The sequence below is a fragment of the Streptomyces sp. NPDC005808 genome (assembly GCF_042871385.1).
Classification (GTDB): domain Bacteria; phylum Actinomycetota; class Actinomycetes; order Streptomycetales; family Streptomycetaceae; genus Streptomyces.
On the sequence record NZ_JBIAIK010000009.1, the window covers coordinates 144,462 to 168,911 of the forward strand.

A 24,450-nucleotide genomic window follows, 5' to 3' on the forward strand; every position below is an offset into this window, starting at 1 on the left:
CCGGGAAAAGTGCTGTTTCTAAGGCGCAACCCGGGGCTCATCCTTTGGGATGACGGTTGCGCACCCCCGATAACAGGGGGGTTACCTTCGGATCGAAGAAATGATCTTTTACGGTCCGTCAGCCCACTCTTAAGAGTAGGCAGTGAATCGTGACCGCGCCGTGACCTAATCGAACGTCAGGCAGAAGCGGAACGTGGCGCACGCCACTTAGGCAGCCTTCGCGTACGCCGCTTGCGGGTTCTCCGCGTACCACTCGTCCTGAGAGATCAGGAGTTCAGGCAGGTACTTGCCCTTCGCATCCTTCATGTACAGGCTGCCCCACGAGCGGCCCCCAACTTCGGCTTCGGACGCAATCGGAACGCCGAACAAATCGAACGACATGCAGCGCTCGAACTCACGGGCAAAGTCCTGGGCTTCACGAGCGGGCACCGACGCAAGAACTTCGTCATGGATCGGCAACTTCATGTAGTCGAGAAGACCGGCCTCTTCCATGTTCATCATGGCTTGCCCCAGCACGTCACGCGCTGCCGACTGTGACTGATAGTTCACAACGGCGTACATGCGGTCCCGGTCAAGCGGCAGCCGGCGACCGGTGGCAGACACCGTGACGAGCCCGGTTGCACGAGCTTCGCGCTGCCACTTCTTGGACGCACGAACGATCTCCGGATACGCCCGGTCGTACGCAGCAATGGCAGCACGCACCTGAGCGATAGGCGCACCGGTCTGCCGCGCGATCGTCTCCGCCCCTCCGCCGTAGACCTTGCCGAAGCCGATTCCCTTACACAGCTTGCGGTGAGCCTTCGTGAAGTTCGGACCGAACACGAGACGCGCCGTGAAGTCGTGCAAGTCCTCACCCGCGTTGATCGCTTGCTTCATGCGCTTCACGTTGGCGAGAGCGGCAAGAACGCGCATCTCAACGGCAGCGAAGTCGGTGGACACCATGACGTGACCGGGGTCAGCAAGGAGTGCGCGCCGAATCATGAAGTCAGAAGACGGGAGCGTTTGAAGCGCGGGCTTCGTGATGCTCATGCGTCCCGTGCGGGCAGCGAGTGTCTGTATGTTCGGGTGTACGCGACCGTTCGCGTCCACGTTGGTAATGAACGTGTCGGCGTACGCCGTGACCCACTTACCGGCACGCTTCGCGCGAAGGACAGCGTCCGCAAGAGGGTTGGGTTCCCGGGCACCGATGCGCACCCAATCACGGTCAAGGTCCGCCAACGGCAGAAGAACGGCCTTGTCCAACTTGAGCGCACCCTTGTCTGTGCGCTGTGTCAGCTCTTCGCCCATGGCAAGAAGGGCTTCGGAGACCTGGGCACCGGAGTTGACCGACTCAACGCCGTACCGGGCGGCAATGACGCTGTACTTGCTTTCCTCTTCGTGAAGCTTCACGGACAGCGTGGACGCGTACTCAGTGTCCAGCACGATTCCCGCGCGCATCATTACTGAGCACATGCGGGCAATCTCGTGCTCATAGTCCACGAGCGCTTGACGCACGCCGAGACGAGCAAGCTCAGCGGTCAGGATCGGGTCAAGACGCGCCGTGTAGATCACGTCAAGGCCGGCGTACAAGTTGTAAGTCGGGTGGTCAAGCGGGATGTTCGCCCAACCCGTGGCCTTCGTGAAGCCGAGACCGTTGAAGACTTCGGTCAGGTCTCCGGCAGTGTCCGGGGCGCTGGGGTCCGTGTAGTGGGCGGAGAGCGGTTTGAGGCCGGTCCCGATTCCCCCCTTGTGGGGCTCACGCGGGTCAATGAGCGTGGCCTTGATCTTCGTATCGGTGGTCTTCGGTGCCAGGATCTCAAGCGCGTACGGGGCGTGCTCGTCCAACACGAGCCAATCGAACGGCGCGTTGTGGATCAGGAAGCGGGAAGCCATGCGGAGCACGAACAAGGCTGCCTCAATGAAGCGGCCCCCGCGTTCCCAGTGAATGACCCACGCTGTCCGCTCGTCCCCGAACTGAATGGTCCGGAGTCGGTAACCGGCGCTGTAGATATCAAGGCCGGTCGTCTCAGTGTCCAGCGCGATCGGTCCCCGGAGAGCGGCAGTGCGCGCCCACTGCATGAACTCACGAAGGTCGTTGTCAGTCTCCGGAACGTTGATCCGGACCACTTCGCCGGCCACGTCATGGAAGTACGTTTTCAAGGTGTTGTCCCCTAACGCAGAAGGGGTCAACCCACTCTTGAGAGTAGGCTGACCCCTTGTCGATTGCGTGCCTTACAGCTCCGCGCGGGCAGCGTCCAACTTCGCCTTAAGGTCTCGGAACGCTGCATACGCTTGATGCGGGACGACCCCGTTGCCGATCCGCTCAAGCTTCTCGCGGTGAGTGAGGCCCGGGACGCTCGTCACCCAACCGGGTTCAAGCCCCATGAGCCATTCCGCGAACTCCGGGTTGAGCTTGACCCCACCGCGCGGACCGCGAATGACCGGTACGGGTGCGGCTGTCTGCCGGATCTTCTCCCACCGGTACACGGCAGGCGCGAACTCTCCCCACCATTCAGCGGGGGAGTGCGGTCCGTCGTCGGGCAACTCGTCTTCCGGCGTGACGTTCAGCAAGAACACAACTTCGTCTTCAAGCGTCGGTCCGTGCCCCCCGGCTTTCCTCTTGTCCGGGTGCTGAGCGCTGCCGTTGCTGCCCAGGTTGGCAGTCGGTGTCTTGAAGAGCTTGTCAGCGCGGTCACGCGGGAAGAGACGAGCCACGGCGGTAACAAGGTCGTCCCCACCTGCCCCCGCACGGTCGCGCTTCGCGAAGTCGGGACCCCGGTTCGCGTCAGCTACGGTCGGGGTCGGAAGGAGTGGCAACGCAGAACCACCGGTCGCGCATGTGGGGCGCTCCGATATCGGAAGCTCGTATACACGTCCACGCAGCGTCATACCCGATCTCGTGAAGCGATGTGAGGACCGACCCGAGCCCCCGATTTCGGATAGCTCCGACGTTCTCCAAGAACACGTGTCGGGGTCGAATGATCCGTACTGCGTCAGCGATGTTGAACCAAATTCCACTGCGCTCACCCTTGATCCCCTCACGCCGACCGGCATTCGAAATGTCCTGACACGGGAAGCCCGCTGTGATCGTGTCGACTTCCCCCGCGAACTCGTGCCACGGGGCGTACCTCACGTCACCGATGTTCGGCGCGTCCGGGAAGCGGTACGCCATGACTTCACACGCTGCCTTGTGGACTTCGGCAACGACCGTGACCTTGTCTCCGGTCAGCGCTTCAACGGCGATTCCGAGACCGCCGTAACCTGCGCATAGCTCAAGGATTGGCACCGGGTGCCCCTCCGCTCTCATTGGGTTGCTTGTACCTGTCTGAGAGCGGAGGGGATTCCCACCGTGGCTACTGGCCGAAGATTCCGGGTCCCGTGGACTTCTCCGGCTCGTCAGCGAGACGCACGCCGACCAACGCGTTGCCCTTCGCTACACGCTTGCGGGACACGCCGCGCTCTTCCATGGCAGCGAAGAACGCGCGTCGCGTCCAACGCTCCTTGCTCGGAAGGTTCTCCGCTTCGCACCAATCGAGATAGTGGTTGAACGCGTCCCCGCCCAGCATCACGGCACCCTCAGCCTTGACGAGTACCGCCGGCTGTGAGGGGTCGTCACTGTAGAACCCGGCAAGCGCGTCCGACGTGGCGCGGTAGTCACGCGTTGCGGACGTGATGGACTCCGGGTCACGAAGGCCGGACGCGTACCACTCGACAGCACCACGCACAGCCCATGCCACGATTCCGGCAGCCTCAGCGAGAAGCTTCTTGTCAAGGTCGTAATCCCGCTCGTGCGGAGCGAAATACCGCGTGAACGGAATGAGCTTGACCCTTCGCCACAGACCTTCGTCAGCACCCTTGAACCGGGGCTTGTGGTTCGTGGCAAGCAGGATCAGGAAGGTAGGCGAGAAGGTGAAGAACTCCTGACGCAAGAAGCGCGCGGTGACCTTGTCCTTGCCCGTGACCCGCTTCAACACGGCCTCACTCATGGGCTTGCCGCTCTCACCCTCCGAAGCCATGACGAGCCGGCTGCCCCTGAGCGCGGCAATGTCGTTCGGGATTCCGCCGCTGCCCTTGTCCTCAAACGTGGCGAACGGCGTGGTCTTCGTGATGTTCCCGAAGACGCTCGTCAGGGTGTCCGTGAAGACGCTCTTACCGTTGGCACCCTTCCCCCACAGCACGCCGAAGCACTGTTCCGACGTGTTGCCCGTGATCCCGTAGCCCGTGAGCCGCTGCATGTACCCGATCAGGTCAGGGTTCCCCGGGAAGATTTCCGTAAGGAACTGTTCCCAGCGGGGGCACAGCGCGTCAGGGTCGTACTCAATCGGCAGCGAGACCGTGAGCATGTCGTGCTTGTCGTGGTCCCGGAGCACACCGGTACGAAGGTCAACCACGCCGTTACGGAAGCTCAGAAGGTGCGGAGCCGCGTCGAACTCTTCGGCGTTCACGTACACGCTGGGGACGCTGCGAAGCTCCGTCATGAGAGCGTCAATGCGCGTCGTCATGGTGAACCCGCGTGCTTCCTGAGCGTTGCCCGCAAGGACGAGCGCGGCCCCCATGCGGTGAATCTCCTGACGAACCTTGTGCTCCGAACGCTCCCAGGTAACGCCGTTCCACGTGTGGAAGCCGAGACCGGGCGCGTACTTGATCCGTCCGTCAGACCACGCCACGAGCGCATGAGCGTTCATAGCGTCGCTCTCGCCGTACGTGCGCACGAGATCAGCGAGGATATCCGCCGCGTCTCGTCCCTGATCGTCGGACACCGTGACAGCACCGGTCCGCTTCGCCACCGTGGCCTTGCGCTGTGCAGCCTCAGCAACGGCACGGTCCACCACTGGACGCGCGCTCTTCACGGCGGAGTGCATGAGCCCGGGGAAGTCTTCTCCGGTCGTCTCACGCCACTTCGTCAGGTCAGTCTTCGGACCAAGGTTCGGCAGGGGGAGCGCGTAAACCTCAATGCCGTACGGCTTGAGACCTTCGGCAAGCGCAAGATTGAAGCGCTGCCCGGCTTCGTCGTTGTCTCCGGCGGCAATGACCTGAGTGCCCGCAAGGCCGGCGGCAAGCTCAGCGAGAAGGTCAGGGTTACCGGCAATGCCCGCACCACGGATACAGACAGCGTCGTACCCGACCGCAACCGACGTGAGACCGTCCCCGGGTCCCTCAGACACGATCGTGACGGAGTACCCGCCGGAGCCACGGAACACGCCGTACTGACCCCACCGAAGCCCCTCCGGGTTGCTCAGGGACAGCCACCGTCCGGGACAGTGACCGGTCAGGTCTCGCCCCTGCAAGCCACGGGTGATCCCAGCGAAGTCGTTGAGCGGGACCGTGAGCCGGGGGAACTGACGGAAGCCACGGGACCGGTAGTTACGGGCTCGTCCCTCAGCGTCCGTGTAGTCGAGACCGGGAACGCGTCCGTCGTCCACGCCAACCATGAGTTCGGCAGCCGTGGCACTGTCCAGACCGAAGCGGTCAAGCGCGTACCCACGAGCCCGCTGACCCCATTCAGTCGTACCGACGAACTCAGCAACGGTGCGGTCAACGTACATGGCAAGCTGAGCGGTGAGAGCGGTACCCACGAGCGCGGGCTTCTCCTTCGGAACCGTGAGACCGTCACCGGTCGCGTTGAAAAGGTCATTCCAGTTGAGCCGTGCGGCAAGGCGAACCTTGTTGGTGTCGCATCCCGCACGGCAAGTGAGCCGAACCTTGAAGTCGTCACCGCGCCAAATCCGAAGGGACGGACGGGAGTCCGCGTGTGCTGGACACTTCGCGAGATACCCCCCGTCCGCCTCAGCGGTCACGTCACCGAACCGTGCAAGAACGTCCTTGAATTCCACGGGCCACCGTCTTTCTCTCGGTTGCCCGCTCTTGAGCGAAGGGGATTCCTACACGTCCGGGCCGAAGGTCAGCGCCCACTCAGCAAGCGTCTTCGCACCCTTGGACAGATTGCAGCCGGCGCACGCGGGAAGCATGTTGGAAGCCTTGTCGGCACCCCCCTTGCTCAGCGGGTGGACGTGGTCAAGATGCGTGGCGCGCTTGTCGCAGTACGCACAGCGGTAGCCCCAACGGCGCATGATCTCTGTGCGGCTGTACGACTCGTGCTCAACGCCGTAGTCCTTCGCGCGCTTCCGGTGGGTCAGCTCGTGGCGCTTGTCCGGGGGCAGGGACGCGTAATACTTCTTACGGTGGTCCGCTGCCCGCTTCCGGCGACACGTGGCGCACGAGCTTGACGGACGCTTCGCCTTCCCGGCAAGGAACTGTTCAGCGGGCTTCGCTCGTCCGCAGTGCCGACAGACCTTGTTAGCCACGACGGACCCACCTAACGTCAGCGCCACGGGCAACGGCACTCATGACCGCGTCCGCGTACCGGGCTCCGTCCTTGCGGTCCGTCCATCCCTTGCGGAGAAAGATGCTGTCCCCAGCACCCATAAGCCGAAGGTCCCCCAGCGCCGGAGCCTTGTCCCTGTCAATCAGTACGGAAGCCACGGCTTCCCCTTCCTGCCTACTCTTGAGAGTGGGTTGAAACGACAAAGGGCCGGACAGCACCCGTGTGAGTACCGTCCGGCCCGTGTCGCGCCTACTTGCCTTCGTCCTGTTCCCCGGTGACGTTGCTCCGCAGAAGTCGCACGTGAGTTGCTGCCACGTGTTCAGCCCGTAGCGTCTTGCGTGGCTTCTCCGAACGGCTGTCTGTGCCGGTCGGCTGCACCTTGAGCATGGGGAACTTGCGCCCCTCAACGCGGACGAAGTACGTGCGCCGAACAATCGCGTCGGACGCACGGACCCCGTTGCCTTGACGCGAGGGGTAGTTCACGAGATCACCCGGGTACAGGGGCTCACCGGCGTAGTCAGCGACCACAGCCCGTTTACCCATACTCAGGATCTCCGGTCTCTTCGTACACGCCGAAGCGAACACGGCGCTCGTGAATCACGGCGTTGCGTGCTTCCGGCGGGTACTGCCACAGCGGAGCCCTTACGGCTTCGTCAGACGCTCCGCGCATCACGAGCGCCCACGATTCCGGCGACGCTGCTTCCCCGCCGGCCACTAGTCGGCAATCGCGTCGTTGTACGACTTCTTGACCCGGATCACGGGCTTGACGTACGACACCGGAGTACCGCGCTTCGGACCCTTCTTGATCACGAAGTCAACCGGCTCAAGCTCAAGCTCAGCGAGCACCGGACCACCCTTGCCGATACGGGCAAGCGCGTCTTCGGCTTCGTGCAGAACGGCCATGAGCGTCCAAGAGCCAGTCTGAAACTTGAACTCTCCAAGCTCCGGGTCGTCGGCAAGCTTGAACGTGACCGTGATGGACGGGTTGGGTCCGTCGTCGTCCTTCGCCGCTGCCTTGCGCTCAGCGAAGAGGGACGGGCAACCACAGTCCCGACCAACCTTGTCTTCGTCCTTGTGGCTGACGAACACGAACCCGTCGCAGTGGTGCTTGAGCTTCCCGTTGACCCACTGCTTCATGTCCCAGTGGATACCGTCCGCCTCAAGGATGACGGGAATCTTCGTCGCGCCCGTGAAGACGTCAATGAAGTTCTCCGACTGAGACTCTTCGTTCTCAACGGGAGTGCCCCCGAAGAGCTGAGCGGTAGCGTCGGCAACGTGCTTCTCACCGGTGCTGAAACGCCACTCAGTGAGCGCGACCGGGACGACGTTGCCACGCTCGTTCACCTCAGTCGTGCCGGAGTGCAGCCGGCCAACGGAATCGTCGGCGTAGGTCTGCCGCTCCTTCGGCTTGTTCTCTTCGTCGCTCGCCCAAATACTCTGCTTCGCCATGCGTTCCCCTTGGGAATTGAGGGAACGGCGGAAGGGGTCCGATCATGTCCACGCACCCGAAGGTGTCTGCTGACCGTCCAGCCTTCCGCCGCTCCGTTGCTCTCTGCATGGGCGCTAGAGCCGAAGGGATTCCCGGCATGGGAAAGCCCCCCTGCCCGACCGCGAAGGCCAGACAAGGGGGCTCGTGTTACGCGGTCTCCCACTTCCCCGCGTCGTTGTTGTCAAGGGTCACCTTGAACACCTGCCGCGTCTGCGAGTGCCATACGCAGATACCTTCGGGGTTGGTGAAGCCGGGGGCAGCCACCGAACCGTTCTCCTTGAGCTTGCGGAGCGCTGCCGTGATCTCCCCTTCGCTGAACGTCCCCTGATAGAGCACGGGGGCCGGCTCAACGATCGCGCTGCCGAGACGAACGTTCACGTCCCGGTGCCGGTCCGTGTTGAAGAGCGAGAAGCGACGATCAGGCAGACCGTACCCGCGCTGAATGCCGAAGCCCCACCACTCACCGAAGTGCACACCGGTCCCCAGCGCACGAACGAGCCCTTCGGCGTTCTCGTACACCCAACCGGCAAAGCCGAAGTTGTCCTTGCCCTTGCCCGGAGTGATGACGCGGGACCGGGACTGAGCGGTGAGGACGTAGCGCATACCGTCAACGACGACGCTGTACGACTCCGGCGGGAAGTCACCGAACGCGGGGACGTTCGGAACGGTGCTGATGTGGATTGCTGCGTTGGTCCCGTCAAGCTTCTCCGTGACGACGATCGTGCGGAAGAGTCGGGGGGTCTTCGGCCATGCGGTGAACTCGTGGTTGGTCATGCTCTTACCGGAGCGGAGGGGATTCCCGGGGGCAGACGCACGAAAGCCCCTCAGCGCCCGTGTAAGGCACTGAGGGGCAAGCGTTGGGGGAAGTCCCCGGGTTACTGCTTCGCGGCTGTCCCTGCCCCCGTCAGGATGCCCGCAAGCACCACGACAAGAAGCGACTCATTGAAGCCGATCGGGGGGACAGCGTCACGGTAGCCGTGCCACATGCCGACAAGCAGCATGACGACCCATGCCGTGAAGAGAAGGGCAGCCACAGCGAGAGCAACCACACCGACGAACGCACCGGCAGTCTTCATGTTCAACCTTCCGTTGGGGTAACCGGGACTTGAGCGAAGGGGATTCCCTCACCCTCCGCACGAGCCACACAGCCCCGACTTCTGCGGGTTGCAAAGACAGTTCGGACCGATCAAGCGCGCTCACCCTGCTTCGTGCCGGTAAGGTTGGTCAGCTTCGTTCGGAGCTTGCTCAGCTTGGGAAGCTCCTCCGGGTCGTACGGGACAGCGTCAGCGAACTCGTCAAGAAGCTCGTTCAGCTCGTCGCGCGTCAGGTGGACGCTGTACGGGTGCATACGGCTTGTGTGCGTTGCGAGCATGGGTCAGCCCCTCCGCTGAGTACCGGTCACGAGCTTGCTCTTGCTGGACGCGATCGGCTTGAGGACAACCCGCCGGCTCAGGTCACGATCCCAATTGAAGGTTCCCCGGAGACGAAGGAACTCCGCAAAGACTTCGTCGTCAATGACGACCGGCTTGAAAGCCCACTGTTCGTCAGTGATGTGCAGAACGGCAGCACCATCGAACTCAGGCATGGGTTCCCGGTTGCCGTCCGCGTCAATGATGTAGTCGGCGTTCGCGTAAGCGCTCATCTGTAGCGCCACGTCCGGGTACGTCGCCTTGCTCGTCTTCCAGTCACCCATGATCAGGTGACGCTTGCCGGAGCGGTCCGGAGTCGGCTTGCCCTCTTCGTCAAGCCACACGTACATGACCACGTCGAAAGAGCCGGCGTACTCGTGCGTGTCCGACCACGCCACATCTTCGGCGCGGACAAGCTCCGGGTTCACGGCTGCCAGGAACTCAAGGAAGTGCTTCTTGTACGGCTCAAGGTCCGGGTGGACGCTGTACACGGTCTCACCGCGAATCAACCGCTCAAACAGGTCGTGAGCCTTGCTGCCAACGTCCGCGCGAACCTTCGTGTACCGACGAGCCGCACCGCGAAGGTAGTCAACGGCTCCGTCACGGTCGCGCGCTGCCATCTGCTGAACGAAGTCAATGGAGTCAACGGCAAGCTCAGCGGTCATGCGCGCGTTCCACGGACCCAAGAAATTCTGCTTCGGAAGCATCCCGATCACGCTTGTAACGCCCGGGTACACGTTGTCCGGGGCCGCTGTGTTCAGGTAGAAGCGACTTCCGCCCCTGTAGATAGTTCGGATCTTGCTCACAATGCTGTGCCCCTTCCGGGCTCAGGGAAGTGTTTGCACTAGTCCTTGAGCGGAAGGGCTTTTCAGCGGCAGGTGCAGAAGTGCACGTTTGCACTCCGGCCCGGTATCCCTTAGTGATCTCTATTGCTGTATCTGACTGACCTACAAATCTGCACTTCTACACGACGAAGCCCCCGTACCCTTCCGCAGTGGGAAGAGCCGGGGGCTCCGTTACTGTCCGCTGTCAGTCGGTCACAGCTTCGCAGCTTCGCCGGCGAGACGCGTGACAAGGTCGTTGAGCTGAGCCTTGAGGTCAGCCTTCTCGTCATCGGTCATCTTCTGAGCGTTCTCCGTGACCCCGGTGACGAGCGCCGTACCCAGCGTCATGAGCTTGGACGCGACTTCCTGACGGTCGGCCCCCTCAAGCTTCTTGACTGCCTTCGTGACGCTCGTGGTCAGCTTCTCCGCCCGGTCAACCTTCGCTTCGGCACGCTGCTTCGGGGTCTTCTCCGGCGTGGCCTTCTCAAGCCACTCAGCGGGAATCTCCTCCGTGATCCCCTTCGCCTTCTCCTCAAGCTCCGTGACCTTCGCGGTCAGCTTCTCCTTCTCCTCCTTCGGAAGCTCGTCGTCGTCCAGCGAGTCACGAGCCGCGTCAAGCTCCTTACGGGCCGCGTCCAGTTGCTTTACGCGGTAGTTGAAGCGCTGAATCTCCGTACGCCCGTAGCGCGGAAGCTCAATGCCCGCGTGCTCGTACACGGCGTAAATGGCTTCGGTCAGGGACGTGTACACGTCTTCGTCCCCCTCTTCCGCCTCACCCTCAGCGATCAGCGCGCGTCCGTCCTCAACGAGCTTCGCCGCTTCCGGGAAGTACACGCGCGCGGTCTCAAGGGCTTCGTCCGGGTTCGGGGACGAGTCAAAGTCACGGAGCCACCCAACGAGAATGTCAGCCATCTTGTTCTGAGTGGCCTTCTGCAATGCGTCGTGCGCGTCGTTCGTCTTCGTGTCTTCCGCGCTCACACCCTTGCGCGCTCCGTCGTACACGAGACCGGCAGCGTTCTTCGTCTTCTTTTCGATGGACGTGAGGTCAGGCAGACCCGAAGCGTTGTGCGTCATCTTGAGACGCATCTCAAGCATGGTGCGCGCGACGGTCTCACCGACTTCGGAGAGCTTGAGCCCGTACTTGACTCCGTCCTTGAAAGCCTTAATGGACTGAGAGACGAGATCCGGAATGCCCTCAATCTCAAGAGGGTTCTCAGCCTGACGCACAACGGCAGTGGACGCGGGGGCAGGGGCAGCGGGGGCCGGCTCCGGCTCAGGCTTCGCCGTGGCAGCCTTGTGCGCGTCGGTCACGGCCTTACGGAGAGCGGTCCGCTTGTTGGTCGGAAGCTGACGGATCTTCTCTTCCGCCTCAGACTTGAGCGCGTCCGCCGCACCGGTCACACCTTCGGAGCCCGGGACGAGTTCCTTGATCTGATCCACGGTGGCGTGAACGTCGCTGATCAGACCGTCAACGTCCGTGTTCGCCGCGTCGCTGGGGCTGTCGTTCTTCGGCATGTCGTCATCCTTCGGGGTGTCTGACGGAGCGTCAGTGTTGGTCATGGTGAGCGCCACCTTCGCGCACTGCGTGCAGGTGACGTAAGGCGAGTGGGCAAGCCTCACGGTCGTAATCGACTTCTTGCACAGCGTGACCGTGTCGCTGTCCTGAGCCGCGTGCACGACCTTGCCCTTACCCAGATAGAAGGTGCGGAACCCGGTCGGTGCGGTCACAGTAGCCACGCTGTCCCCCTCGTTGTTGTGTGCTTGCGTGGACCACACTAGCGCATGGGGAACCTACTCTTGAGAGTAGGCTGACCGCGTTACCGAACCTTTACCTTCCGTACGAAGTGGCCGAACGCAGAAGAGCCCCCCACCGACCGGCCCGAAGGCAGATCAGTGAGGGGCTGTGTGTCAGCTCCGGGGGAGAAGCAAGCTGTCAACGATCCTGTTCAGGTCGTCCAGCGTGCCCGTGTTCCCGATCGTGAGATCAGGGTTCACGTAGTCAAGCGCGGTCTCGCTCTTGTGGTCGGCGTTCTCCCCAGCTCCGGCACCCGGGCGCGTGACGCGGATCAGCGCGAAGCCACGATCACGGAGCGCGAAAGCTTCGTTCTCGTACCTCACGTCCGTGATGACGACCGGCATGTTCCACGAGTCGGCAGCGTCCACCTTCTTGAGCGCAAGGCGAAGCCAGAAATCTTCGTCGTGCAGCCGCACCGTTTCGCCCGTGGCTTGCAAGAGCCGGCGAACTTCCGGGTACGTGTCCTTCGCGTACTCCCAACCAACGTCGTTGATCAGGGCAGCAAGGCGGACCACGACCCCGGGGCTCGTCTGTACGAGCGGGTTCGTCTGCATAACCATGGCCTTGAGCGGATCAGCGAAGGCAACCCGCGTGTATGCCCGACCCTGTACGAGCCGGTTGGCCACGCTGTCCTTGCCGCTCCGTGCCTTGCCGATCAACCCAACGTGCTTGTACCGCATCGTTCCCCTTCCGGCGGATTGTGTCTCACCGGAAGGAGAGCGAAGGGGATTCCTACACGCCTAGGACAGCGTGCAGTGCAGCCATGACAGCGGAGCCCGGGAAGTCAGGCTTGATCGCAGAGACCGCAGCGACGACACCCGCAGCGAAGGCAAGGATCTTTGCCTTGTGCTTGCCGACCCATGCGAAGACCGCGCCCACTGCCGACATACCGCCGGCCTTGCTGTGCTCACCCATCTGTCTACCTCCTAGACGTTCGGGACCTTGAGCTTGTCCCACGTGCTCTTACCGGGCCAACCGTCAGCGTCGGCACCCGTGTAACCGTTCTTCCGCTGCCACTTCGCGTACGAAGCCTTGTCAGCGTCCGTCCACTGGGGACCCGGACCGTCCTTGTACGCGGAGCACCCGACAGCCACGAGACGCTTGCCCATGGCAGTCACGATCGGGCTCTTCGGGTTCTTCTTGAACCACGCAGCGCCCGGGAACGGCTCATACTTCGGCTTCGTGGTCGGCTTCGGCTTCGGCTTGCTCACGGACACAGCGCCGGAAGCCTTGCCGCCCCACTTCGGGTCAGCGGACACAATGCCTTCCGCGAACTCCGGGTAGCCATACCCGTACAGGTACGCATCCCGACGCGCGCGCTTCTTGAGGTACACGCCGTTACCCTCAGCGGAGCCGGAATCGTTCGTGTTGCCCTCAATGGTGTACGCGTAGTCCGCGTCATAGGCGTACACAATGCCCGTGTGCGAACCACCGCCGGAGCCGAAGAAAATCTGAGCACCAACCGCCGGGTACTCCGAAAAGCGCCCCTTGTTCTTGAACCACGACACGCCCGTTGCACACGACGCGGTACGCGGGTACAGATCAGCCACGCCGGCCTTGAGCGCAACCCAGCTCACGAAAGTCGCACACCACGGCTGCCAATCGGACCACTCAAGCCCAGGGACAGCCGGAGAGAACTTGTTCTTGTTGTTGTACCGACCGCCCGAATAGCCTTCGCGGTAACCCACTTCGGCCTTCGCAACGCTTATGACCTTCTCAACGTCAGTCACGTTGTGTCTCCTTCCATGAAAAGAGCCCCCGCCCATTCCCAGGGCAGGGGCTCAAAAGCTGTGCGGGCTCACACGTTGGCAAGCGCCACAATCGGAATGTCGTGATCGGCAAGGGACGTAGACGCTGCCTGATTTGCAGTGGTCGGCAGTGCTGCGTTTGTCTGCCCCTCCAAATACCACGCTCGTGCCCATGGCGAATTCGTCATGAAGAAGTTCGCCGTGGCAATTGGCGCTTCGTTCTGGACGTGGAAGTACGCGAAGTCCGCTGTCCCACCGACCACGAGCGAGAACGCAACCCAGTAGCGCCCCGGAGTGAGAACGGTCTGAGCGATCGTCACCGGCACAGCGCCAATGTGGTTCGTCACCTGAGCGGGCAACGTCCCGGCTTCCTGGCCGGCCATGGTGAGTGCGACCGAAGCGGACTCAACAACCTTCGTGCCGGTGCCCGTTCCGTTCTCGCGGTACAGCGCGGCCCGATACCGGTTCGAAGACACGCCACCGTAACCGCGCGCGAACAGAACGATCCGGTCAACAGTCGTGCTCTCCGTGATGTTGATACCCACGAAGTACAGCCTGTTCGGCTTGAGGTACTTAGCAACCGGGTTGGCCACGCCGTACGGGTCACAAGACCACGCTTCAAAGCCCAGCGCTTGAGGGGTCCACGCGTTCTTTACGCCCGTGCTCGTTGCGGCAGGAAGTTGAGCGGTCGGAACCTTCCCGTCAGCGCCCAGGGACGCAACTCCGTTGGCCACACCCTTCGTTGACAGCGGGACCGGCTCAACGACTGTGAACCGTGAAGTCGGCGTGACGACCTTGAGCGCGCCACCTTCGGCGTACGCAACAACGGCACCGGTAGGCGTGGCAGGTGCAGCCGTGACGTTCGTGAGCGCAGTACCGCCGGCCACGGTCAGCTTCGCCCCAGGGACGAGCCCGTTCGTGCCGATACCCACGTTCGTCGTCGCGCGGTCTCCGAAGAGAACCGTGGACTTCCACTCACCCGCGTCGCTCCATGCGCTCAGCTCAAAGTTTGAGCCCGCGTCCGCTCCGGTCTCCGCCCCGTTGTCTACCTGATAGACCCACCGGTTACCGGCGTTCGTGGTGAACGAAAGACCCCGGTAGTCACCCGTTGGGGAATCGAGCGTCAGGAACCCGCCGGAGACAAGCCCGGTGTCCGGAAGCGCGTTCAGGTCGTCGGCAGTGAGCGTGACGTTGCCACCCGCAGCGGGGAGAACGCCGTTGACCGCTGTGACCGTGCCTGAGCCCGTTCCGTCAGCTCCGGGCGGACCCTGGGGACCCTGGGGACCTTCGGGACCGGTAGGACCGGCGGGACCCTGGGGACCGATAAGGCTGCCCTGAGCGACCCACGCGCCGTTTTCACGCCAGTAGAGACCGCCGTTCGTCGTGTTGATCGAAACGTCACCGTCAACGCCGACACCCGCGCCCACCGGTCCCTTGTAGACCTTGCTGCCCGGGTCACCCTTCGCGCCGGTTGCACCCGTAGCGCCCGTGTCACCCTTGAGCCCCTGAGCGCCCGTGTCACCCTTCGCACCCTTGAGAGACGCGATCCACTCCGCCTCAGTGCCAATGAAGCCGACCGTCACGGCCACGTCATAGGCGCTCTCACCCTCCGGCCCGGTCTCACCCTGGGGACCCGGAACGGGTACATAGTTGGGGGTCAGCGGGTCAGCCGGCGCAACGTCCGCAAGGTCAATCTCCGCTGTGTCCTTCGGAAGAAGGAGAGCGAAGGTACGAGCCCCGGTGACTCCGGTCAGGTTCTCCTTCACCGTGTACGACCAATCCGAAGGGTTCATACCTTCGTTGTCCGTAGCGGGAAGCGTCACCTCAAAGGAACCGAACTCGTCCAGCCGCGCGACGACCGGACCGGCAATGAACAGGTCAGCGTCAGGGAACGTCAGGAGACCCGGACCCGTGAAGGTAACCGTTCCCTGTAGCCCCCTTCCGTCCGGTCCCCGGTACTGCCCCTTGACCTTGACGGTCGCGATGCTGGGGGGCAGCGGGTACGTCTCAATGGGCTGTGTCATCTGTCCCCCTGATCAGTCGGTCAATGTGCTCACGAAGCTCACGGTTCTCACGCCGAAGCTCGTTGACGGTTTCGGTGAGCCGGGCAAGCTCCTTCTCAAGTCGGTCAGCGCGTAGCGTCTGTGCCTCAGCCTCTTCGCGCCACGCATCCCGGGCACCGGTCTTAACCTGCCGATACACGAGCATGAGAAAGAGGGCAGCGCCACCGACGATCTCAGCGGCACCGACCGCGTCTGTTATCCCCACGTCGCCGGCCCCCCGTCAGTCGGCGTAAGCGTCCCGTCAATGCGCGGGTTACCGTCCGTCGTCTCTTCCTGATACGTCCCCAGCGGAACGCCGGTCACAAGGTGTGGCGCACCCATGCCAACCGTCATGGATTCACCGTCAATGTTCTGCCGCTTGTTTACGCGGTAGTTGATGACAAACCCCTTCCACACGTTCGGGTCGTCAAAGCCGATCGGCTGAGGGTGAATCCACGAGTACGTGAGGCGACGCGTGAACCCGCTATCAGGCGCTGGATAGTCGCTCGTCTTGTCAAGCGTGAACTCACGCGTCTTGCCGCCGGAAATCATGTCCCGAATCCACACGGTCACCGATACATCAGGGGTGCCGTTGGAAGTCCACGGAAGGTGAAAGGGAATCTGCATGATGACAACCGGCTGATTGAGCCCGGTTGTGTTGATCACGCCTAGCGTGTGCGTGTACTCGTCGCCAACGGTGCCTTCCACCGAAGGCGACTGATACGAGCTGAACGGCATGGGTTGGTTTACGCTGCCCAACTTCGGCTTCCGCTCAAGCGCGGTAATACGCCGCTGCATTTCCTGTAGCTCCGCCACAAGCGAAGGCGGAAGGGCATTAGCCTGAATCGCCACTTACGAACACGTCCTTACTGGCAAGGGAAAGTGACACGGTCTCCGTGCCATTCACGTCAACGTCAACCCGACGCTCAGTCAGAACGAACTCTTCAAGCAGACGCACGTACCCGCTGTCCACCTGAACAGTGCCGACCGAACCGGGAAGGAAAGACGCCGGATCGAACACGCCCGGGTACAGGGTCAGCGTGGGAACGCCGATCACCTGACGACCGACCGCACCGATAGCGGCAGCCTTCGGAATCAAGTCCGCAGTGGACTTCAAGTCAGACCACGTCGTGACCTGAGTCAGCGCCGGAGCGTCAAGCTCGTTGCTCGCAATGTGGTAGGGCTTCACGCCCGTTCCCATGTCGGCACCGAACGCCACGGCTCGTGTCGCCAACTTGCTTCCGTCGTACGCAACTTGAGTGACGTTGCAATTCTCTCTGTGTACTAGAGCGGAAGGGATTACGTTTTGGAGCCTGCCGCTCTTGAGAATCCGGTTGCCAACGTGCGCGTCGTCCAGCCAAAAGGACTCGTACCGGAAGTCAAAGCCCCCGTCTTCGTCGGCAAGCTCGTTGATAGCCTCAGCGATGCACTTGAACTCTGCGAAGCCCCAACGGCGTTCACGAATCCGGCCGGTCGTCGTCAGCCGCGAAGTGTCCGTACCGATACCGCCGTTGTTGTTCGCGTGCTCAATCCACGCGCGCAAGAGAAGCGCCTGATCCGTCTTGCCGCTGTACCCGCCGGCCATGTCGAGATACCGCGCCGCGTAGTACGAGTGCCACCCGGACGCGTTCAGGCTGAGCGTCCCCGCGTTCAGGTCAGCCGTTGCCGTCCACAGCATCCCGCCCCACACGGGTTCGTCGTCCCGCGTGATGACGAGCGCGCTCTTGCCCGGCTCAAGGGTGTCAGGGTCGGCAGCCTTGAGGGGCATACCCACGGTGGCGCTACCCGCTGCGTTCAGCGTCTCGCCGTACTGAATCCCGGTGACGGGAATCGAACCGACTACCTCACCGGTCTTCGCGACGGTCTGCAAGACTTCGTACCGGGCAGCGCTCACCGTAACCCCCTAGCCCACTCTTGAGAGTAGGTTGACTCAAGCCGTGTTCCACGGGCTCTTACTGAACGACTCGTTGATATACACGTTGGCAACGGACTCGTCGGCACCGAACTCAATGGAACCGTTCGTCATGAGAGCAAGGCGACCGACACCACTGTTGTTGCTGCCGTACGACTGACCCGAAGACCCGTACGTGTTCGTGGTCGGACGCGTGATACCGGAAGGCAGAAGCGCCGGAACGACGAGCTTGCCAATGTCCTTGCTGGGGGAGAAGTTGAGCTGACCGCTCAGTTCCCACTTCGTGGAGTCCTCACGGACGTACAGCGTGCCGGTAACCGTGATGTTGGTTCCGTCCGAAGCCTGTACGTTCTGAGGGGTGCACAGCTTCCACGGACCCGGGTCCGCCGTGAACCACCCGTTGTCAGCGGTCCGAACCCAACGCTGATTAGTCCCCACGTCGTACACGGACGCACCGACGCTCACGGACGACGCGGACGGAAGCTGTCCCGCCCAATCAATGGCGATAGTGCCACGGCCGGCCAACGCTGCCTGATCCCGGTACTGACCCTGATAGCGGGTGACGGTAATGGTGAACGTGGTCATGGCCTTCGGAACGTCCACCCAACCCAGCGCAACGGCGTTCGCGGGACGAGCCGGAGCCGCCGGAGTTGCCGCCGGGGTCCCCTGAATGAGTTCGACGGCAATGCCGTTCACTCCGTCAGCGGCAGCCGTAGTGAGCCGGGCAACGATCAGGTCCCGACGCGGGTTCACGCTGGACGCGGTAGGAACGGCCACAGTGGCAGCGTCCGACCATGCCCACGTTGCCCCACCGGAGCTGAGCCCGATCAGGACGTTGCCCGCACCGACGCTCACCGTGCGCGCTGTCTGGTCACTGTTCAGCAGGAACTCAGAAGTAGACGCGAACAGGTGGGTCATGCCGAGACGCGGAACGCTCAAACTGTTGAAGTTGGCAAGGTCGTTACCGCCGTAGGTCACGCCTTCCTGAAACCATGCAAAACCCGCCATGCTAAACCCACCTATCTACCCACGTGATGACCGCTCGTGCGGACGTGAATTCGTTACGGCTCGTCAGCCTCAGCCGGTGAAGCCCAGGACCGAACTCCGGCCACACGGAACCCGCCCGTACGAGCCCCGTAATGTCCTCACCGGTCACCGCTGTCACGGTCATTCCGGCGCTATCAATGACAAGGTCTCCGTCGTAATCGACAGAGAAGAACTGTCCCGTTGTGTCGTCCCACAGCGTGGGAGAAGCCCCACCGGTAATAACGACTTGGGGACGAGCGACCACCGACCCGTACTGAGTCAGCCACGTAATGGGGTCAGCCGGCGGAGCCCCCGAACCACGCACCTGCCACGGCACAGCAGCAGGGAAGGTGAGCCCGGACATATCCGCTTCACGCTCGTACGACCGAACGACCGACTCACGGGGAGCGTCGCCATGTATGTACGGGCTCGTGGCGTACAGCTCAACGACGACGTTGCACACCATGTTTGCGAAGTTCAGGTCAAGGGGCGCGCTCCGCTTCCGTGGACGCGCCATGACGTAACCGGTCTGATCGGCAGCCACGCCCGGGAACCGGAAGCGAAACGGCTTCTCAACGTCCCCGGGCATGAATGCCGATTGCAGGTTGACGAGCGCCTGAGTGAACTCCTCACGCGTGCTGCCGTAGACCTCAAGGGTCACGGTCACCGTTCGGCCGTTCATGTAGTCGTCTCCGGCGTACAGACCGTGACGCTGCACAAGAGTCAGGTCAGATGACCGGATCTCCGGAAGCTCAAGCAACCCGTCAACCTGAACGATGGAAACGGCGGAGTCGGGTTCCCCCATGACTAGCCCGTTGTACTCACAAGTCCAGTCGTTCAACTCCGCCATTCCATCCCCCTTGCTTGCCTACTCTTGAGAGTGGGCTGACCTATGCCGGAGAAGTGCGCAGCGCCCATGCGACTTCACGGCCGATAGCGAACGGATCAGCGTTCGTCTGTACGTTGACCACGACCCCAGCGCCGGAGCCCGCAGCGTGGTTGGGAACCACCGTTGAGCCACCGGGCAGGTTGACCCACTCCGGACCACGCTCACCGACGCGAGTAAGACCGCTTGCCGGTCCACCCATAGCGCGGATCTTGGGGATCGGGTTATCGGGCAGATCAATGCTGAGCTTGCCCCAACCCAGCTTGTTCGGAATCGCCCAGTTGAGAAGGTCAACAACTCCGTTGATCGCACCCTTTGCCGCCCGGGTCACAGCGGAAGCGAGCGACGACGCGAACCCGCCCAGCTTGGAAAGCCCGTTCTTGATTCCGTCAATGACGAAGCCACCGATGGACTTTGCCGCGCTCAGGATCGAACGGCCGGCGCTGAGGATTCGCCCCGGAAGACCGGTCACGAAATTCACCACAGCGTCAAGCGCGTTCTTCGCTAGGTTCTTCACCCAGGTAAAGGCGCTCCGCGTCTTCTCAACGATCGTGTCCCAATGCTTGATAATCAGGCCGGGACCCGTGAAGTTCAGGAACAGGTTCTTTATGAAGTTGAAGATTCCCTTGATCTTCTCCCAAACCCATTCGAAAGCTTCAAGCGTATATTGCTTGATCGTGTCCCAGTTCTGCCAGATGATCAGCGCAAGGCCAACGATCGCAGCAATGATCAGACCGATCGGACCCATAGCGATCAACCACGCCGCTGCCATACGAGCCGCTTGAAGCATGGCCTGAGCGCCCATGAGAACCCACTGACCGACGATCACAGCACCGGCAATCACGGCTCGTGCTGCCGCTGCGATCCATCCCCCGATCGTTGACCACGACGCTGCCACCTGAGTTGCTGCGGACGTGACCGACGCGGACGCGGTAGTGACCCAACCCGTGATGACTCCGGCAGCCGTGATGCCTTGCTGAATGAGCCACGCAGTGAGAGCGGGGAGAATCAGGGTCGTGATGACTCCGGCAATGATTCCGAAGGTCGTCTGATTCTGAGATATCAGGTTCGCCGCACCCTGAATGGCCGTACCGACGAAGCTGAACTTGTCGGCAAGGAACGTGAGCGCGGGAATGACCGTCGTGCCCAGGAAGTCAACCACTCCGGTCTGTAGACCACGAGTGAATTGCTTGACCTTCGTTGCCGCATTGTCGTGCATGGTGTCGCCGGCTGCCTTCGCCGCTCCGTCCACCTTGCCCAACTTCTCAACGGCAGTGTCAACGTCCAACGAGTACAACGCGTCACCCAAGTCTTCTGCCTGAGTTCCAAAAAGTTGCACTGCCAGACGCGACCGGTCGGCACCCGGACCCATTTCCCGAAGCTTGTCTAGCGTCTGCCCCAGCGCATCACGTGCAGCGGGACCACCCTTGGAAATGGCTTCGGCAATGCCCCCAGCGTCAAGCCCCAGCTTCTTGAATGCTTCGCTTGCGGTACCACCGTCCTCAACGGCGAGAATGGTGAATTCCTTGATAGCGTCCGCCACAAGGTCCGCGTCACGAGCGCCACCCTGCAAGCCCTGAGAGATCAGACCCATTGCGGTCTTACCGTCAAGGCCGGCCTTCTTGAACTGAACGGAATACTCGTTGAAGGTGTCAAGCAAGTCTTCCGACTTGTTCGCGCCTTCCTGAGCGCCCCGGGTCAGGATGTCAAAAGCCTCTTCGGCGTTCTTCGCCATTCCGGTCTTGAGCATCTGCCCGACCGCATTTGAAGTCGGCCCAACCTCTTCGCCCAGGACCGTTGCAACGTCCATTGCCTTCTTGCTGATGTTCGCCATTTCATCAGCGGTAGCCCCGGCGGGAACGAGACCCTGTTGCCAAAGACTCTTGAGCGCTTCGTTCGCGTCGGCCACGGATTCCCCGTACCCGTCCGCGTACACGGCTCCGGCTGCCTCACCTAGCTTCTGTGCCTCAGCGGGTGTTGCCCCAAGCTGAGCGGCAAGCACGTCCGCCCCTGCCGACTGTTCTAGGGCTTCCATGATGCCCGCGCCGATACCCATAGCGATTGCGCCACCGGCAGCGAGAGCGAGACCGGACGCAATCTCACCGAAGCGGCTGACTTCGTTACCGGCCTCTTCAAGCGTCTGAGACAGCTCGTCAGCGTCACCGGCAATCGTGATCCGGATTGGCTCAGCCACGTCGCACCCCCTACGTCATGACGGGAGTACGACGCTCCCCGTTACCGCCGGCTGACCGGCCACGTCCCCCGCGAAGAGCCTTCTTGTGCTCTCGCTCTTGTGCCTCAAGGTCTTCGTTCATCTGATCAACCAACGCGCGGAAATCCCTCAGCTCAAGGGATTGCACGTCGCGCCACGTCAGCCCCTTGAAATGGCCAACGAGACGCGCGCACGTCACTACGCGTTGGGAACGGTAGGGTCCGCCTTCGCCTTGCCCTTGAACTCAATGCGAAGGTTCTTCGCGTCCTCAACGGTGAAGTCGGGGTTGTCACGACGCTTCACCACGTACGCCATGGCGAGAATGAGCTTGCCCTTGCGGGCTCCGGCCTTCGCCATACCGTCAAGCGGACCGTCAATGATCTCTTCAATCTCGCAAATCTCGCCAATGGTCAGGCTGTCCATGTTGAGGGACAGAACGTCATCAGCGGCAGGAGCGGGCTTACGAGCGGGCATATCAGCTCTCCAAGTGCGTCTGAACGAGCGCGTGAATTTCGCGCTCATAAGTCGTGCTCACTTCGGTGCTCTTACGCGCCATAGCGCGGAACAGGAATCGATTCGGGCGGATATTCCGCTTCCGATATCCGAAGTGAATTGCGGCAGCGTAGGGAACGCGGGACGCTGAACCCGCCTTGATCACGGCTGACTTCGCGGAAGCCTGAACCTTGATGGACTTGTCAAGCTTCCCCGGGCGGTAGCGCTTGTTCGACTTCGCGTCACGCTTACCGTCCGGGGCCGCTCTCACTGCTTCGGGCTTCACGATCTCCGCAGCGGTCTTGTTGACCTCACGGACCTTCTTGTTCAGCTCACGGTCTTTGAGCTTGCGCACGGTCTTCTGAAACTCACGGAGACCGTCCACCCGGACCGTGTATGCGGAGCGCTGAGCCACGAGCTACCCCCTACGGAGCCGGAACGAAGTCGGGGTCAGGCTCCGTGTACGTGACCTTGATTGCGGCAACGCCGACAGCCCCAGGGTCAAGAACGCGGAACGGCAGGTTGTGAACGGTCAGCTCGTCAACCGCTGCTTCGGGAGACTCGCCGGTGAACTGAATCGCCGGAGCCTCAATCACGAGCGAAGTCCCGGGGAAGAGGCCGGCGAACGTCGCCTTGAACCCGCACAGCTCACCCGCAAGGAAGGCTTCGTACAGCCCCAGCGAATCAGCGGTGAACTCACCCTCAAGCGTGCCTTCGTAAGTCGGCATGGCGTTGCGGGCAGGCTTCTTCTTGAGCGCGTTCCCCCGCAGAAAGCGACGGTCAACGTTCAGGCCACGGTCACCAGTCAGTTCAAGGGAAGTCGCGTCGAACACAACCGCGCTACCGTCACGAGTCAGCTCAATGCTTGCCCGCGTCCAGTCGTACGCGTAGGACTCCGCCGGGTACACGGGCGCGACAATCTGACCCGGAGTGCTCGTGTGGGACACGTCCTGAAAGTCAAAGGTGACGTTGAGAACAACGGCCTCTTCAACCTCAGCGGTCAGGGACCACTCAGTTGCCACACAACCGACGTGCTTGTAAGCGACGTTCAGACCGTCCACGGTGGGACGAACCATCTGTGCCGAGAAGGAAGGGGACTCCATGCGGGACGAAGTCTCAAGAACGTGAGTCCGAAGGCCGGCCCCATCCGCCGTGACCGTGTGCTTGTCGAACGCGGCGGCAAGCAGTGAGCCCGCTCCGGCGTCAAGAAGGTCAACCTCAAGCTCACCTTCGCCACCCATGTTGACAATGTTCCGGCGGTCAGCTCGTGCAGTCTGCATACCGGCGCGGAAGCCGACCGACTCAACGAAGTCGCGTGTGGTCTTCCAACTGTCAGCCTTGCCTTCGTAGCCCTCAACGGTGGCGGACAGCGTCCCGTACGTGTCCTCACGGCCAATGCCAATGCTTGCGTCAAGCGCCATGCTTGCGCCCCTCTCTACTGATAGACGCGACCACGAACGCGGACGCGGACCGTAAGAGCGCTGTACGCTCCGTCAGTCGTCTCGGATGTGTCCACCGATGCGGACTCCGGCCGAAGGTCTACGAGCCCCGTCACGGCCGTTCTGTCCACCGTGGCGCACGCGTCAGTGATGCTGTCCCGCAGTACGTACAAGGCACGCTCAGCGTCCAGCGGGTTGCCCGGGGAGATCACGCACGCGTGTACTTCCACGTAGCCCGTGACGTTCGTGGGCTTCCGGCCTTCGCGCATACCGGCTGACGTAAGTTCGTCGTCGGTCGTCGCGCCTAGCCACACCTGTTGCCGCCGGGAAGTGTCACCGGTCTCAGCGAAGGTGCACTGAACTCCGGCCGGCGTAGAAGCCTTGAGCCGTTCGAACAGTGCAGCCTTCGTGTCAAACATGAGCGCCACGCTGCCCCCTTACATGAAGATGAACGGCAGACGAGCGCGGTAGAGATTCAGCTTCGCGTTCACTTCCGGCAGGGAAGTCGGACGGAAAGAACCACCCGCTTGCGCAAGCTGAATGCTGCCGAATTCGGATTGAAGTTGAAGCGCACGATCAGGAATGCGGGACACCGTGTCAAGCACGTACTGACGCGCAATCGTGCGCACAGCCCACCGGATCGTTTCCGGAGTGGGGTTTTCCACCGTGTCCCACTTCTGCCCGCAGTAGACTTCAACGGTTTCAACCGCGAAGTCGATTGCTTCGGACAGGAGCGCGTCACTGAACAGTGCGGAGTCTTCCAAACCGTCCAGCGCGCGAAGCTCAGCAATGTCGGCGTACGCCATGTCACCCCCTACGGGGAAGGGGTCAACCTACTCTTGAGAGTGGGCTGACCCCTTCCCGTCAAGCGG

The 24,450-nt window shown here is 62.2% G+C and carries 26 protein-coding genes; all 26 read right to left on the bottom strand.

The annotated features are described in order from the left end of the window. Window positions 1-207: 207 nt before the first annotated feature. Complete coding sequence (locus ACFYPC_RS21370) at window positions 208-2,118, bottom strand: DNA polymerase (protein WP_388678406.1); 1,911 nt, start codon at window positions 2,116-2,118, stop codon at window positions 208-210. Between the two features lie 93 nt (window positions 2,119-2,211). After that, complete coding sequence (locus tag ACFYPC_RS21375; protein ID WP_388678409.1) at window positions 2,212-2,694, bottom strand: DNA (cytosine-5-)-methyltransferase; 483 nt, start codon at window positions 2,692-2,694, stop codon at window positions 2,212-2,214. Between the two features lie 70 nt (window positions 2,695-2,764). Then, window positions 2,765-3,265 carry a DNA cytosine methyltransferase gene (locus tag ACFYPC_RS21380; protein ID WP_388678411.1) on the bottom strand — a complete coding sequence of 167 codons (501 nt, stop codon included), beginning with the start codon at window positions 3,263-3,265 and terminating at the stop codon, window positions 2,765-2,767. 67 nt (window positions 3,266-3,332) lie between these two features. After that, the gene (locus tag ACFYPC_RS21385) at window positions 3,333-5,813 is read right to left on the bottom strand and encodes a phage/plasmid primase, P4 family (protein WP_388678414.1); all 2,481 of its coding nucleotides are present in this window, start codon (window positions 5,811-5,813) and stop codon (window positions 3,333-3,335) included. Window positions 5,814-5,861: 48 nt separating this feature from the next. Continuing rightward, entirely contained in the window at window positions 5,862-6,284 is a 423-nt protein-coding gene (locus tag ACFYPC_RS21390; RefSeq protein WP_388678416.1) for an HNH endonuclease, read from the bottom strand. 734 nt (window positions 6,285-7,018) lie between these two features. Beyond that, window positions 7,019-7,753: a hypothetical protein gene (locus ACFYPC_RS21395; protein WP_388678418.1), complete on the bottom strand. Its 735-nt coding sequence runs from the start codon at window positions 7,751-7,753 to the stop codon at window positions 7,019-7,021. Window positions 7,754-7,940: 187 nt separating this feature from the next. Continuing rightward, window positions 7,941-8,567: an RNA ligase family protein gene (locus ACFYPC_RS21400; RefSeq protein ID WP_388678420.1), complete on the bottom strand. Its 627-nt coding sequence runs from the start codon at window positions 8,565-8,567 to the stop codon at window positions 7,941-7,943. A 101-nt stretch (window positions 8,568-8,668) separates the two neighbouring features. Further along, the gene (locus tag ACFYPC_RS21405; RefSeq protein ID WP_388678423.1) at window positions 8,669-8,869 is read right to left on the bottom strand and encodes a hypothetical protein; all 201 of its coding nucleotides are present in this window, start codon (window positions 8,867-8,869) and stop codon (window positions 8,669-8,671) included. Between the two features lie 110 nt (window positions 8,870-8,979). Beyond that, complete coding sequence (locus ACFYPC_RS21410) at window positions 8,980-9,165, bottom strand: hypothetical protein (RefSeq protein ID WP_388678426.1); 186 nt, start codon at window positions 9,163-9,165, stop codon at window positions 8,980-8,982. A gap of 3 nt (window positions 9,166-9,168) precedes the next feature. Continuing rightward, the gene (locus ACFYPC_RS21415; protein ID WP_388678429.1) at window positions 9,169-10,008 is read right to left on the bottom strand and encodes a hypothetical protein; all 840 of its coding nucleotides are present in this window, start codon (window positions 10,006-10,008) and stop codon (window positions 9,169-9,171) included. A gap of 231 nt (window positions 10,009-10,239) precedes the next feature. Continuing rightward, on the bottom strand, window positions 10,240-11,763 hold the full coding sequence (locus ACFYPC_RS21420) for a hypothetical protein (RefSeq protein ID WP_388678431.1): 1,524 nt from the start codon (window positions 11,761-11,763) through the stop codon (window positions 10,240-10,242). 171 nt (window positions 11,764-11,934) lie between these two features. After that, window positions 11,935-12,501, bottom strand: coding sequence for a hypothetical protein (locus tag ACFYPC_RS21425; RefSeq protein WP_388678434.1), 567 nt, complete (start codon window positions 12,499-12,501; stop codon window positions 11,935-11,937). Between the two features lie 52 nt (window positions 12,502-12,553). After that, on the bottom strand, window positions 12,554-12,736 hold the full coding sequence (locus ACFYPC_RS21430) for a hypothetical protein (protein WP_388678436.1): 183 nt from the start codon (window positions 12,734-12,736) through the stop codon (window positions 12,554-12,556). A gap of 11 nt (window positions 12,737-12,747) precedes the next feature. Continuing rightward, window positions 12,748-13,551, bottom strand: a complete 804-nt coding sequence (locus tag ACFYPC_RS21435; RefSeq protein ID WP_388678439.1) for a peptidoglycan-binding protein — start codon at window positions 13,549-13,551, stop codon at window positions 12,748-12,750. Between the two features lie 68 nt (window positions 13,552-13,619). Further along, entirely contained in the window at window positions 13,620-15,593 is a 1,974-nt protein-coding gene (locus tag ACFYPC_RS21440; protein WP_388678441.1) for a hypothetical protein, read from the bottom strand. Next, the gene (locus ACFYPC_RS21445) at window positions 15,577-15,837 is read right to left on the bottom strand and encodes a hypothetical protein (RefSeq protein ID WP_388678444.1); all 261 of its coding nucleotides are present in this window, start codon (window positions 15,835-15,837) and stop codon (window positions 15,577-15,579) included. The genes ACFYPC_RS21440 and ACFYPC_RS21445 overlap by 17 nt, the downstream gene beginning before the upstream one ends. After that, window positions 15,828-16,463 (bottom strand): hypothetical protein, encoded by a 636-nt coding sequence (locus ACFYPC_RS21450; protein ID WP_388678447.1) that lies wholly within the window; start codon window positions 16,461-16,463, stop codon window positions 15,828-15,830. The genes ACFYPC_RS21445 and ACFYPC_RS21450 overlap by 10 nt, the downstream gene beginning before the upstream one ends. Next, complete coding sequence (locus tag ACFYPC_RS21455) at window positions 16,447-17,505, bottom strand: hypothetical protein (RefSeq protein ID WP_388678450.1); 1,059 nt, start codon at window positions 17,503-17,505, stop codon at window positions 16,447-16,449. The genes ACFYPC_RS21450 and ACFYPC_RS21455 overlap by 17 nt, the downstream gene beginning before the upstream one ends. A 36-nt stretch (window positions 17,506-17,541) precedes the next feature. Continuing rightward, window positions 17,542-18,531: a hypothetical protein gene (locus ACFYPC_RS21460; RefSeq protein ID WP_388678452.1), complete on the bottom strand. Its 990-nt coding sequence runs from the start codon at window positions 18,529-18,531 to the stop codon at window positions 17,542-17,544. Between the two features lies 1 nt (window position 18,532). After that, the gene (locus tag ACFYPC_RS21465; protein ID WP_388678455.1) at window positions 18,533-19,399 is read right to left on the bottom strand and encodes a hypothetical protein; all 867 of its coding nucleotides are present in this window, start codon (window positions 19,397-19,399) and stop codon (window positions 18,533-18,535) included. 40 nt (window positions 19,400-19,439) lie between these two features. Further along, window positions 19,440-21,629 (bottom strand): phage tail tape measure protein, encoded by a 2,190-nt coding sequence (locus tag ACFYPC_RS21470; protein ID WP_388678457.1) that lies wholly within the window; start codon window positions 21,627-21,629, stop codon window positions 19,440-19,442. Window positions 21,630-21,845: 216 nt separating this feature from the next. Then, complete coding sequence (locus ACFYPC_RS21475; RefSeq protein ID WP_388678459.1) at window positions 21,846-22,121, bottom strand: hypothetical protein; 276 nt, start codon at window positions 22,119-22,121, stop codon at window positions 21,846-21,848. A 1-nt stretch (window position 22,122) separates the two neighbouring features. After that, window positions 22,123-22,554 carry an HK97 gp10 family phage protein gene (locus ACFYPC_RS21480; RefSeq protein ID WP_388678461.1) on the bottom strand — a complete coding sequence of 144 codons (432 nt, stop codon included), beginning with the start codon at window positions 22,552-22,554 and terminating at the stop codon, window positions 22,123-22,125. Between the two features lie 10 nt (window positions 22,555-22,564). After that, on the bottom strand, window positions 22,565-23,560 hold the full coding sequence (locus ACFYPC_RS21485; RefSeq protein ID WP_388678463.1) for a phage tail tube protein: 996 nt from the start codon (window positions 23,558-23,560) through the stop codon (window positions 22,565-22,567). 14 nt (window positions 23,561-23,574) lie between these two features. Continuing rightward, a complete protein-coding gene (locus tag ACFYPC_RS21490; RefSeq protein ID WP_388678466.1) occupies window positions 23,575-23,997 on the bottom strand; it encodes a hypothetical protein in 423 nt (140 codons plus the stop codon). Window positions 23,998-24,015: 18 nt separating this feature from the next. Beyond that, window positions 24,016-24,384, bottom strand: a complete 369-nt coding sequence (locus ACFYPC_RS21495) for a hypothetical protein (protein ID WP_388678468.1) — start codon at window positions 24,382-24,384, stop codon at window positions 24,016-24,018. Between the last annotated feature and the right edge of the window lie 66 nt (window positions 24,385-24,450).

Bases quoted from the DNA above. Each gene is read 5' to 3' on its own strand.
- ACFYPC_RS21460 (WP_388678452.1), bottom strand. From the start codon at position 18,531: ATGGCGGGTTTTGCATGGTTTCAGGAAGGCGTGACCTACGGCGGTAAC.
- ACFYPC_RS21395 (WP_388678418.1), bottom strand. From the start codon at position 7,753: ATGGCGAAGCAGAGTATTTGGGCGAGCGACGAAGAGAACAAGCCGAAG.
- ACFYPC_RS21440 (WP_388678441.1), bottom strand. From the start codon at position 15,593: ATGACACAGCCCATTGAGACGTACCCGCTGCCCCCCAGCATCGCGACC.
- ACFYPC_RS21475 (WP_388678459.1), bottom strand. From the start codon at position 22,121: ATGCCCGCTCGTAAGCCCGCTCCTGCCGCTGATGACGTTCTGTCCCTC.
- ACFYPC_RS21405 (WP_388678423.1), bottom strand. From the start codon at position 8,869: ATGAAGACTGCCGGTGCGTTCGTCGGTGTGGTTGCTCTCGCTGTGGCT.
- ACFYPC_RS21430 (WP_388678436.1), bottom strand. From the start codon at position 12,736: ATGGGTGAGCACAGCAAGGCCGGCGGTATGTCGGCAGTGGGCGCGGTC.
- ACFYPC_RS21400 (WP_388678420.1), bottom strand. From the start codon at position 8,567: ATGACCAACCACGAGTTCACCGCATGGCCGAAGACCCCCCGACTCTTC.
- ACFYPC_RS21410 (WP_388678426.1), bottom strand. From the start codon at position 9,165: ATGCTCGCAACGCACACAAGCCGTATGCACCCGTACAGCGTCCACCTG.
- ACFYPC_RS21425 (WP_388678434.1), bottom strand. From the start codon at position 12,501: ATGCGGTACAAGCACGTTGGGTTGATCGGCAAGGCACGGAGCGGCAAG.
- ACFYPC_RS21495 (WP_388678468.1), bottom strand. From the start codon at position 24,384: ATGGCGTACGCCGACATTGCTGAGCTTCGCGCGCTGGACGGTTTGGAA.
- ACFYPC_RS21490 (WP_388678466.1), bottom strand. From the start codon at position 23,997: ATGTTTGACACGAAGGCTGCACTGTTCGAACGGCTCAAGGCTTCTACG.
- ACFYPC_RS21485 (WP_388678463.1), bottom strand. From the start codon at position 23,560: ATGGCGCTTGACGCAAGCATTGGCATTGGCCGTGAGGACACGTACGGG.
- ACFYPC_RS21465 (WP_388678455.1), bottom strand. From the start codon at position 19,399: ATGGCGGAGTTGAACGACTGGACTTGTGAGTACAACGGGCTAGTCATG.